This is a genomic window from Parageobacillus caldoxylosilyticus NBRC 107762 (assembly GCF_000632715.1).
Taxonomy (GTDB): Bacteria; Bacillota; Bacilli; order Bacillales; family Anoxybacillaceae; genus Saccharococcus; species Saccharococcus caldoxylosilyticus.
The window spans coordinates 1-9,977 of sequence record NZ_BAWO01000039.1 but is presented as its reverse complement, the minus strand read 5'-3'; the positions used below and the strand labels follow the sequence as shown (position 1 = coordinate 9,977).

Genomic DNA, 9,977 nt, shown 5'->3' with positions numbered 1-9,977 from the left:
ACGGGTTATATTAATTTTCTTATAACCTTCTTTTGTTATCAAATAATTGTTATAATTTTCTCGAAACCAAAAGGGGGATGTGTTTTATGAAGCAATTAAAGTTATTTGTTTCGTTTGTCATGGCTTTCTTTTTTATGGTTGTTCCTATGTGTGGAACAACGAATGCGGCCACAAAAAACATGTATGTGCACTTTATTAATGTTGGTCAAGGAGACAGCATCTACATAAAAGCGCCTAATGGTGAGGACATTCTGATTGATGGTGGAAACAAAGACGGCAGTGATGTAGTTGCATACCTTAAAAAGCAAAAAGTAAAAGACATTGAATTTATGATTTCTACTCATCCCGATGCTGATCATATCGGCGGATTAGATGAGGTTTTAAAAGCATTTCCAGTTAAGAATGTATACGCTCCAAAGGTTAGCCATACTTCACAAGCATATAAGGATTTTCTTACTGCTGTAAAAAATAAAAAGTTGACCATTAAAATTGCCAAAGCCGATGTAACTCTTCCTGTCAAAGGGATCACTGCGAAGTTTGTTGGCCCTGTTAAATCTTATAGTAACAGTGATTTAAATGACTGGAGCGCTGTTTTAAAGATTTCTTATGGTAAAAAGTCATTCCTTTTCACTGGTGATGCGGAGGCAAAAGCTGAAGCAGATATGGTTAAGGCAAAGAAAGATTTGCGTGCTGATGTGTTAAAAGTCGGTCATCATGGGGCAAAAACATCTACGAGCACGACATTTTTAAAAGCTGTAAAACCAACCTATGCTGTGATTTCTGTTGGGAAAAACAACTCGTACGGTCATCCAACATCTGAGGTATTAAATCGTCTTAAATCATATAAGGTAAACATATTTAGAACTGATAAACAAGGTACTATCATTGCAACCACTAATGGAACAACTCTCACTTTTAATGTAAAACCATTGAAATGATTAAATGAATAGGAAGTGAGTAAATGAAGTATATTATTGACCGTTTTGAAGGCGATTTGGCCGTTTGTGAAGCCGAAGATGGAAAAATGGTAGATATCGAAAAAAGCAATCTTCCTAAGAACGCTGAGGTCGGCGATGTAATTATACTGGAAAATGGTCATTTTCGTGTGGACAAAGAAGATACTGATAAACGAAGAAAAGAAATTGAGGATTTAATGAACGAACTGTTTGAAGATTAAAAGCAATAAGCCCCTTTCAAGGTGAGAAAGGGGCTATTTTTATGTCCTTATTCAAAAGTTTAGAAATACCAAGTAACAGGCAAATCATGCTCGCTCCCCATAATACCCCTGCCTTTCCTAAAAGAGTGGAAATTTCTACTGATGCCTGCGTATGATTAAGGGGCAAAAGTAATCGCTCTTAATGCAAAATATACTGCAATTGAGAACAGTATAAAATGAGTGAAAATCCAGAGGAATTCCAAAGGGAAATTACGGTGATAATTGCAATAACCATTATTATTGAAAAACCACCGATTAACAGAACAGTTGCTCTTGAAATTCAAATTAGAGGTATTTAGCCAGCTACTCCCGGAACCGAACCCCCCTCCAAAATTTTTATTTGTTACTTTATGATTATCTCCGCAATGGTCGTGGTAGCGAATAACGATGTCATTGGAGAAGATAATGACATCCTTTGGGAAATACCTAGGAATTGGGCTCACTGAATATGCTGAATATGTATTACTATAAAATGCTCTGTTATCTTGGGAAGGGAAAACTATGGATCTATAGAAGATAGACCATTATATAACACAAAATATAAAAGCTAGGAGGCAAGCGTATGGAAAGATATATTTTAGTGAGTACTATTTTAGGTCTTATATTATTATTATTTTTCTTTAGCGAATATAGAACTAACCAATCTCTTAATCAAGAAACTACTTTGGAAGGTTTTATAATTATGAAAGAAGGGGAAGTATATTTAGTTGAAGATCCAGATTTTGTTCAGGAAGACGCAAACAAATTAACAATACAGGAATTAAGAAGAAAATATAATATGAGTAAGTTATTAATTAAGGGGTTTGGTACTTTGAGGGGAATAGAAAATGGACAAAAAGTAAAAGTGTGGTATTCAGAGATTTTAGAATCGTATCCGGGCAAAGTCGAAGTTATAAAGATTGAACCTATGTAATTATAATTTTCAAAATAATTGAAATATATGAACTATTTGGTTATAATAACTTTGAAAAATTCATAAAGGGGGGCTACTTTATGAAAAAAATTGGATTTATCATTTTAGTAATGGTTGGGTTTATCATTTCGCCCATAATTAATGCTCCAGAAACCGTCAACGCTCAAAAAAATAGTAATAATGCTTATGACATGATTAATTCAAAAGGTGAAGTCATTAAGTATGAAGACTACATAAAAAAGTTAAAGAATTCCAAATCTTTAGTCACAGAAGGCTCGGAAGGTACCGGTGAAGTTCTTCCAAAAACAGAGATAAATACGGATTTCAAAAAAAATAAACCTTACAAATATAATTTAACCCCTGAAACAACATATATAGGTGGTAAATCTCCAAATGAATATTTCCCTCAGGTCGTTATTGGTGCTGATGGTCGTACAAAGGTTTCCAATACTTCAGTCACTCCTCACAGACAAATCGCGTACATTGAATTAGAATTTAGAGATGGTTGGTATACTTGCACAGGAACTGTTATTGGGAAAGATAAAGTCCTTACAAATGCACATTGTGTTATGGATGTTACAAATCAGTCTGGTGCGATAAACGGTTATGTATATCCCGCTGTCAATAATAATACGTATTCATATGGGGTATATCAAATAGTAGATTATTATATTACAAGCAACTATGTTCAAACAGGCGATCCAACTCAAGACTTTGCAGTACTTAAGCTTAGCACATACTTAGGAAAAAATATTGGTGATGTAGTTGGATACCTTCCATTAAGACAAGTATCTAGCATTCAAGGTACATCAGCAAAACTTTATGGATACCCAGGGGATAAAATCGAACAGTATAACGAAGTTTCTCAATGGGGAATGACTGGCTCTATTTCAAAAGAAACCAATGAACTTGCATTTTATCAAATTGATACTTACAATGGGCAATCCGGTTCTTCTTTATTAAATTCATCAAATGAAATCATTGCTGTTCATAGAGGCAGTTTTAGTGTCAATGGTACCACTTACAATGGAGGACCAAAAATGATTAAACCCGTATATGATTTTATTAGAGCAGCAATGCTAAATTAAAAATTTCTCCTAGCTATTTATTAATTGACCAGCAAGGAAGATCTTAGTGATTGTAAACCTTACTAAGAGGTTTTTTAACAAGGTAGGTAAATTTTGAAGGTTTCGTAGTTTAATTGACTCTTCTCGGAAAGGGAACAAAAAAATGCCCTGAAATTCTACCCTCCAGGGCATTTTTTCTATATAGTCTCTAAATGTACTTGGACAGCTCCGATGCCAAAACTGTCATCCATCTTGATGTTAGAATTTCGGCAACGCCTCCACGGCATCCGCCAAATCACTGTAGCTATCTTTTAAGTATCGTGATGTCGTGGCGATATTGCTGTGGCCGGCAAGCCGCCGCACTTTCTCGATGTCATTGTTCGTAGCCTTTAGCATCCACTTACAAAACGTATGTCGGAACATATGAGGCGTAAGTTTTTTATTCGGCAGGCTGTAGCTTTCGATCATTCGCTGGACGTCCCGGATCGAAAAGTTTTACGTTTCGTTTATTCCTTTTCGGCTTCCAACCTCTCTGCAATCATGAACAGCTCATTCTTCAGCTGCCTATTCAGCTCCACGGGAACATGGATCATGGTGTTCGAACCCAGGGTGAACGAAAAAGGTTCGTTTTCATCGATCAATCGTGCCAACGAACGAAGACCAGCAGCCTTGAAGCGACCTTCTAACGGAAATCCGGCCATGCTACGCATATAAAACGCATTATCGCTAAAATACCCGTCAATGACTTGCAATCGATCCATCATCGGTCGGCTTTCTCCTTTCTAGAATGAAATGATTTAGGTTAGAATTTCGGCAGAGCCTCGACTGCATCCGCCAAATCGCTGTAGCTGTCCTTTAAGTACCGTGAGGTCGTGGCGATATTGCTGTGGCCAGCAAGCCTCCGCACTTTCTCGATATCGTTGTTCGTCGCCTTTAACATCCACTTACAAAACGTATGACGGAACATATGTGGAGTTAATTTTTTATTTGGCAGGCTGTAGCTTTCGATCATTCGCTGAATGCCCCGTACCGAAAACTTCGGCGAGCGCTGGCTGTAAAAGACGTATGGCGATTGAGCGACATGTGGTTTCTTTTTCGCCATTTCCGCACGAAACTTAAGCCAATCCTCGAGTTCCGCCAGCAAGATATTCGAGATCGGCACCGTTCTTACTTTCATCCCTTTTCCCACGATCCGAATTCGCCTCATCTCTAAATCTAAGTCCGTTAATTTTAAATTGGATAACTCCTCTACTCGCAATCCCGCATAGGTAAGCAGGTACACCACCGCACGGTCCCGGCGATATTTCTCTTCAGGATCGACTCCCCGGCTTTGCACCGGTTTTTTCCGCATCCGATGCAACAGGTCCTCAAATTCTTCTTCTGTGAGCCACATAATTCTTTCGTTGTCTTCATCAGCCGATTTTAAATCCTGTATGTCTTTCATTGGGTTTTGTTCGATCTTATGATGTTCGACCGCCCACGCATAAAAGCTTCGCAGCGAATTGAGCCGGCGATTGATCGTGGATATGGCCAACGGTTTCCCTTCTACCGGATTCAACATTTGCTGAATCCATTTGCGAATGTCGGCCGACGTGACGTAATCGCCTGGACGAAGATGCAAGTCTTTCAAAAACTGATTCAAGTCATTGAGATAGGAGATCACGGTGTTAGGAGAAAATCCCTTCTCTTGCAAATATGTTTCATATTCGTGCAGCATCTTTTTCATCCTTCCACTTATACGACGAGTTTAAAAGGGTTTGAAGAGCAAAAAATCGATTAAAAAAATAACATTATATGACGAGTATATCATAAAAAAGAATCAATTGTTAGTCATATAATGTATATTATACGTCCAGTTAAATTGATCTAATGTCACATAATGGCTATTATGTTGCGTTCGTCAATATCCTACAAAATTAGCAAAATCCCTTGTATATCAAGGGGTTTTATTTTTCTCAACTTCGGAAGGAATTTGAACGCAACATATGGAATGAAATTGTTAAGTTGAATGGAATATACTGGAGTGATCATCGTGAAACAAAATGATATTCTTTTCTATCTTGTAGGAGGAGCGATCTTCGGTTTTCTCTTTGGAACCATTCCTGATGAGGCTGTATTCATCATCTCCACTTTATTAGGAGGTATTCTGGCCGTATTAGTCGGTATCTTTAGGGAGTTATTGAACATCTCGAAACAATTGGAGGAGAAAAAAGGAATGACACATCAAGGGCAAAACAGCGTAGAACCGATTCAAGATCCAGAAAAAATTCGAGAAATGAAGGAGTATTTTTATATCTCCAAAAGACAAAGAACTATTTGTTAAAAAGATTGTGGAGTTGAATCAAAATATTAATATTACTTACTTATATGTAATAAAATTCAGGAGCCTTAATAAAATTGATTATTAATGTTTTAAGGGTGATAATGATAATGGAGAAAAAGAAAAGTGAGTTTTGGGGATGGATGAAGGCGATCATTATTGCAATTTTATTAGCTGCTTTTGTTCGGCACTTCATATTTGCGCCGATTATAGTAGAAGGAGAATCCATGATGCCTACACTACACGATCAAGATCGTGTGATTGTAAACAAAATAAAATATTCTTTTGTAAAACCGAAAAGGTTTGATATTATTGTATTCCATACAAAAGAAAAAAAGGATTACATAAAACGCATAATTGGGTTACCTGGAGATCGCATCGAGTATAAAAATGATATTTTATATATAAACGGGAAAGCGTATAAAGAACCTTATCTAGATGAATACAAAAAGCAAAACAAGTTTGGTGGCCCCCTTACGGAATCGTTTACTCTAAAGGACACTCCAATCGGTAGAGACACTGTTCCTGAAGGCTATTTATTTGTAATGGGGGATAATAGAAGATATAGTAAGGATAGTCGTCATATTGGGGCCATTCCAATAGATGATGTTGTTGGTCAGGCAAACATAATTTATTGGCCTTTTAAACATATCCGAATAATAAAATAAGCATTTCAAAAAGGTTTTACGACTTTTCAGTAAAACAACTGAAAAGTACCCAATAAATTTATTTTAAAATCAAATCGTAGTTATCAACACTGATAGCTACGATTCTTATTTTCGAGTGTCTCATTAATTTTTTCTCCCGGGTTCAACAGTTTGAAGTCCATTTTAGGAAAACAAAATTTGAAAAGTCCTGTTCTATCGAGGGGTTGAAAATTACTAGTCTAGAAAAAATACTGAGTTTCATAGTGGTTTTATGTCAAGAATGATGTTAGTCTAAAAATTAGACACACCAAATAGAGACGTTATAAAAGTTGGTTGCAGAAGAAGGAAACACTATCGCTGAAACAGCGCGGCATCTCGATTTATCGCCAAAAACATTTCATAGATAGGTAACCGGCTACAAAGAGGATCACGTTCACAGTTTTGCTGGAAGTGGAAACCTCTGGCCAGAAGAGTAAGCTTTAGCGAGTATGATCAAATATTGAAAAGGAGAATCGTTTAAATGAAAATAAAGATGATATGTATTTCCCTATTAATATTAATACTTTTTCTACTACTTGGTTATTGCAGAAATCAAAAAGAAAATATTAGAGAGAGATATGACTCTAGTATTAATCAAGTTATCATCTTGGAAAATAAAAGATTGCAGAAAGAAAAGAAACTTGATGATAATGAAATTTTAAAGAGAGAAGATACAGGAATTGTAGTTTATTCGGATGGTAAATATATCGAGCTCATATATGAGCTCGATTCCAATAAACAAAATGAATCTCTATACAAATATAATGAAAAAAATAATAGCTATGAACAGTTCCCACATACACCTAATAAATTGAAAAAAATACAAAAATACTTAGAGAAAACTAGTTATATAGAAAATATAGGGTTGAAATAGTATTGTTGTTGATAAGATATCATCACAATTAAATGAGATGGATTATACTTTCCATAAAAAAACGAAAGATAATCTTATTATCTTTTACTTTGATAAAAATAATATGGTTTTTAGATTTATGAAGAGTATTAAGTGTACATTGACAGAATTCTATATGGTTTATGTATCTTGGACATAATATTGTTTTTATTATTAAAGGTCAGAATATGGGAATGATGCAATAATCAATGATGGCGGCGGTTAAACGTTTATCTTCGAATAACGTATTCCACTGTCCAAATTCCGAGCTTGGTGTTACTAAGCTGAGTTTTTCATATGATGCAAACTGGTTGATTGATAGCGCTTAACAATAGACATGCGATATGAGTGTATCATAATGAAAAGAGAAATGAGGTGATATGAGGATGGCATCGTTAAGCATGTTTGGTTTTGTTGCGTTATGGAGTCCCTATTTCCTTGCATCTCTATTATTGATTACATGTCTTTATTTTATGATTGTTGGGCCTTGGAGAACTCGGTTTACAAAGGAAGGACCGCCAACGCGCAAGCAGAAAGCATACTTTGTTGCTGGTATCGTGCTGCTTTATATTTGTCTAGGTTCGCCGATTGATTTGCTCGGGCATTTGATATTTAGCGCACATATGATACAAATGGCAATATTAAGTTTTATGGTTCCACAATTACTTATTTTAGGAATACCAAATTGGCTATTTGAGCAAATCTTCCAAATCCGACCATTAAAGGCGGTAGTAACGTTTTTGACAAAGCCTCTTGTTGCGATTGTTTTATTTAATGGTTTGTTCTCGTTTTATCACGTTCCATTTATTTTTGACTTAGTGAAAAGTAATGCGCTTTACCATGCAATAATGACCACGATGATTTTTATCACCGCTTGGATGATGTGGTGGCCTCTAGTTAATAAAATGCCGGGCTGGAAGTCTCTCAGCGGCCTCAAGAAGATAGGCTATATTTTTGCAGACGGCGTTTTATTGACTCCAGCGTGTGCCTTAATTATTTTCGCGGATAAGCCGCTATATGCGACTTATTACGATCCGCAAATGTGGATGAAGTCGCTTGCTCTTTGCGTTCCTGCTGGGACATTAGCTTCTCTTAATTTAACAGGACCAGAGATGTTCTTTTCGATTCCGCTTCTTTATGACCAGCAGCTTGGCGGAGTGCTAATGAAAATTATTCAAGAAATTATTTATGGTACAGTGCTTTTTTTCGTATTTAGGGAATGGTACCGAAAAGAGCAGGAAAAGGAAAAGTTGGAAACTGCCGCATCGACACAACCTTTTGAGTCATAATGCTTTATCGAAACGTTTAAACAGTAAAATACTGGATAATCAACATCCGTGAATGAATACGATAAAATAGGTTAATAAGATGACACAGAAAGGAACAGGATATGGAACATTCCTTACCAATTTTACCGACCATTAGTACGGTCTGTATTGTCATAGCGCAGCATTAGTAGCATTAAGAGGGAGTCGATATTTGGATGACTAGCAAGGTTCTTTTTTTATGGCAAATGATTCTGCACTTTTAGGTTCTTACGATCTTTTGGTGAAAAGTCAATATATAATTGAGAATGAAAACCTAAAAAATTCTAATTTGCACACTAATTTTCTTAATTAGTCCCCTTCCTATCACCAAAATTACGTAAGAACCACTTTTATTCTGCCATATACAGTCACTTTTTATATATACAAAGCATTATATAAAATTTATAAAGTAATTATGACTGCAACGTTCAAGCAATACAACATCATGCCGTACTCTATTTAAATTTCCTATACGTTGTCGGATACCGACTTCGCAAATCTAACACTTTGATGTAAATGCAAACTTGGTATTATATGTATTTTTATTAAAAAAACTTTCTTAAAAAACCTATTTCACATTTTAACAAAAAGGCTATTGTAGGTTAGGCGTATAAAGAATAAAATTTCCCCCTTATCAAAAAAAAAAAGGGGGTGTTAATTGCAAATATCTGTTTCCGTACATTTTTTCATTTGTTCGCCTTCTATTTGTATAGTGGAGTGCTGAATGCCAAAATGCTTCTGTAACATCGCTTTTGCCTCATGTAATACATGATCGCGATCAATCCGAGAATCAACAACAAGATGACAACTCAAAGCCGGAAAGCCTGAAGTAATCGACCATATATGTAAATCATGAACACTTGTGACTCCTGATAAAGACAACAATTTATTTTTCACTTCTTGCAAATCAATATGCACCGGTCTTCCTTCCATGAGAATATGGACAGATTCCTTCGTTACACGCCAACCACTAATTAAAACTAAAACAGATACCAACACACTCACAATCGGATCAGCAATGTTCCAATCAAAAAGTAATATAAGTAATCCTGCTACAATCGCCCCAGCTGACCCAAGTAAATCTCCCAACACATGTAAGAAAGCACTTCTTAAATTAAGGTTCTCACTCCTATCTCCTTTCATTAAAATCCATGCAGCTAAAACATTAACGATAAGTCCAATTCCAGCTACTGTCAACATTCCAAAACTCATTACTTTAGGTGGATCAAAGAAACGATGGTAGGCTTCGTAGAATATATAGACAGAAATGAGTAAAAGGGTCACTCCATTCAATAATGCAGCTAAAATTTCAAATCGTTTATATCCGTAGGTTTTCGTTTCACTTGCTTGCTTTTCTCCCATCTTTAGAGCTAAAAGACTTAAACCCAATGCTGCTGCATCGCTTAACATGTGTCCTGCATCGGATATTAAAGCAAGACTGTTCGTTAAAATCCCACCTATAATTTCAACAACAAGAAATGATAAAATGAGAAAAAAACTAATTAGCAATGCTTTTTGATTTGCATGATGTGCATGAGAATGATCTCCGCAACCATGATGATGTCCCATATTTGAA

Annotated in this window: 11 protein-coding genes and 1 pseudogene; 8 read left to right on the top strand and 4 right to left on the bottom strand. The window is 36.0% G+C overall.

Going from position 1 to position 9,977, the window contains the following annotated elements; translation table 11 throughout:
* Nucleotides 1–86 precede the first annotated feature (86 nt).
* The 4 genes from GCA01S_RS11205 (at nucleotide 87) to GCA01S_RS11190 (ending at nucleotide 3,217) form a co-directional block, all read left to right on the top strand.
* The gene (locus GCA01S_RS11205; protein WP_042410040.1) at nucleotides 87–938 is read left to right on the top strand and encodes a ComEC/Rec2 family competence protein; all 852 of its coding nucleotides are present in this window, start codon (nucleotides 87–89) and stop codon (nucleotides 936–938) included.
* Between the two features lie 23 nt (nucleotides 939–961).
* Entirely contained in the window at nucleotides 962–1,177 is a 216-nt protein-coding gene (locus GCA01S_RS11200; protein ID WP_041265044.1) for a DUF3006 domain-containing protein, read from the top strand.
* A 601-nt stretch (nucleotides 1,178–1,778) separates the two neighbouring features.
* Nucleotides 1,779–2,129, top strand: coding sequence for a DUF3221 domain-containing protein (locus tag GCA01S_RS11195; RefSeq protein ID WP_042410037.1), 351 nt, complete (start codon nucleotides 1,779–1,781; stop codon nucleotides 2,127–2,129).
* An 80-nt stretch (nucleotides 2,130–2,209) separates the two neighbouring features.
* Nucleotides 2,210–3,217, top strand: a complete 1,008-nt coding sequence (locus tag GCA01S_RS11190; protein WP_008881770.1) for a trypsin-like serine peptidase — start codon at nucleotides 2,210–2,212, stop codon at nucleotides 3,215–3,217.
* Nucleotides 3,218–3,454: 237 nt separating this feature from the next.
* On the opposite strand, the pseudogene GCA01S_RS11185 reads toward GCA01S_RS11190, so the two are convergent.
* From GCA01S_RS11185 to GCA01S_RS11175, 3 genes and pseudogenes are all read right to left on the bottom strand, one after another.
* Nucleotides 3,455–3,688: pseudogene (locus GCA01S_RS11185) on the bottom strand (tyrosine-type recombinase/integrase); the annotation flags it as partial.
* A 14-nt stretch (nucleotides 3,689–3,702) separates the two neighbouring features.
* Entirely contained in the window at nucleotides 3,703–3,960 is a 258-nt protein-coding gene (locus GCA01S_RS11180; RefSeq protein WP_240345896.1) for a hypothetical protein, read from the bottom strand.
* Between the two features lie 38 nt (nucleotides 3,961–3,998).
* Nucleotides 3,999–4,913 (bottom strand): tyrosine-type recombinase/integrase, encoded by a 915-nt coding sequence (locus tag GCA01S_RS11175; RefSeq protein ID WP_042410033.1) that lies wholly within the window; start codon nucleotides 4,911–4,913, stop codon nucleotides 3,999–4,001.
* A 315-nt stretch (nucleotides 4,914–5,228) separates the two neighbouring features.
* Between GCA01S_RS11175 and GCA01S_RS11170 the strand changes: the two genes are divergently transcribed.
* From GCA01S_RS11170 to ctaG, 4 genes are all read left to right on the top strand, one after another.
* Nucleotides 5,229–5,519 carry a hypothetical protein gene (locus GCA01S_RS11170; protein WP_042410031.1) on the top strand — a complete coding sequence of 97 codons (291 nt, stop codon included), beginning with the start codon at nucleotides 5,229–5,231 and terminating at the stop codon, nucleotides 5,517–5,519.
* 107 nt (nucleotides 5,520–5,626) lie between these two features.
* Nucleotides 5,627–6,184, top strand: a complete 558-nt coding sequence (gene lepB / locus GCA01S_RS11165; RefSeq protein ID WP_033015957.1) for a signal peptidase I — start codon at nucleotides 5,627–5,629, stop codon at nucleotides 6,182–6,184.
* Between the two features lie 499 nt (nucleotides 6,185–6,683).
* A complete protein-coding gene (locus GCA01S_RS11160; RefSeq protein ID WP_052510039.1) occupies nucleotides 6,684–7,076 on the top strand; it encodes a cystatin-like fold lipoprotein in 393 nt (130 codons plus the stop codon).
* Nucleotides 7,077–7,480: 404 nt separating this feature from the next.
* On the top strand, nucleotides 7,481–8,383 hold the full coding sequence (ctaG, locus tag GCA01S_RS11155; protein ID WP_042410030.1) for a cytochrome c oxidase assembly factor CtaG: 903 nt from the start codon (nucleotides 7,481–7,483) through the stop codon (nucleotides 8,381–8,383).
* A 672-nt stretch (nucleotides 8,384–9,055) separates the two neighbouring features.
* Here the strand turns inward: ctaG and GCA01S_RS11150 are convergent.
* Nucleotides 9,056–9,970, bottom strand: coding sequence for a cation diffusion facilitator family transporter (locus tag GCA01S_RS11150; RefSeq protein ID WP_033015916.1), 915 nt, complete (start codon nucleotides 9,968–9,970; stop codon nucleotides 9,056–9,058).
* Between the last annotated feature and the right edge of the window lie 7 nt (nucleotides 9,971–9,977).

Excerpts from the sequence above, each read along its gene's own strand:
- GCA01S_RS11195 (WP_042410037.1), top strand. The coding sequence starts at position 1,779 with ATGGAAAGATATATTTTAGTGAGTACTATTTTAGGTCTTATATTATTA.
- GCA01S_RS11205 (WP_042410040.1), top strand. The coding sequence starts at position 87 with ATGAAGCAATTAAAGTTATTTGTTTCGTTTGTCATGGCTTTCTTTTTT.
- GCA01S_RS11180 (WP_240345896.1), bottom strand. The coding sequence starts at position 3,960 with ATGATGGATCGATTGCAAGTCATTGACGGGTATTTTAGCGATAATGCG.
- GCA01S_RS11150 (WP_033015916.1), bottom strand. The coding sequence starts at position 9,970 with ATGGGACATCATCATGGTTGCGGAGATCATTCTCATGCACATCATGCA.
- GCA01S_RS11190 (WP_008881770.1), top strand. The coding sequence starts at position 2,210 with ATGAAAAAAATTGGATTTATCATTTTAGTAATGGTTGGGTTTATCATT.
- GCA01S_RS11175 (WP_042410033.1), bottom strand. The coding sequence starts at position 4,913 with ATGCTGCACGAATATGAAACATATTTGCAAGAGAAGGGATTTTCTCCT.
- ctaG (WP_042410030.1), top strand. The coding sequence starts at position 7,481 with ATGGCATCGTTAAGCATGTTTGGTTTTGTTGCGTTATGGAGTCCCTAT.
- lepB (WP_033015957.1), top strand. The coding sequence starts at position 5,627 with ATGGAGAAAAAGAAAAGTGAGTTTTGGGGATGGATGAAGGCGATCATT.
- GCA01S_RS11200 (WP_041265044.1), top strand. The coding sequence starts at position 962 with ATGAAGTATATTATTGACCGTTTTGAAGGCGATTTGGCCGTTTGTGAA.
- GCA01S_RS11160 (WP_052510039.1), top strand. The coding sequence starts at position 6,684 with ATGAAAATAAAGATGATATGTATTTCCCTATTAATATTAATACTTTTT.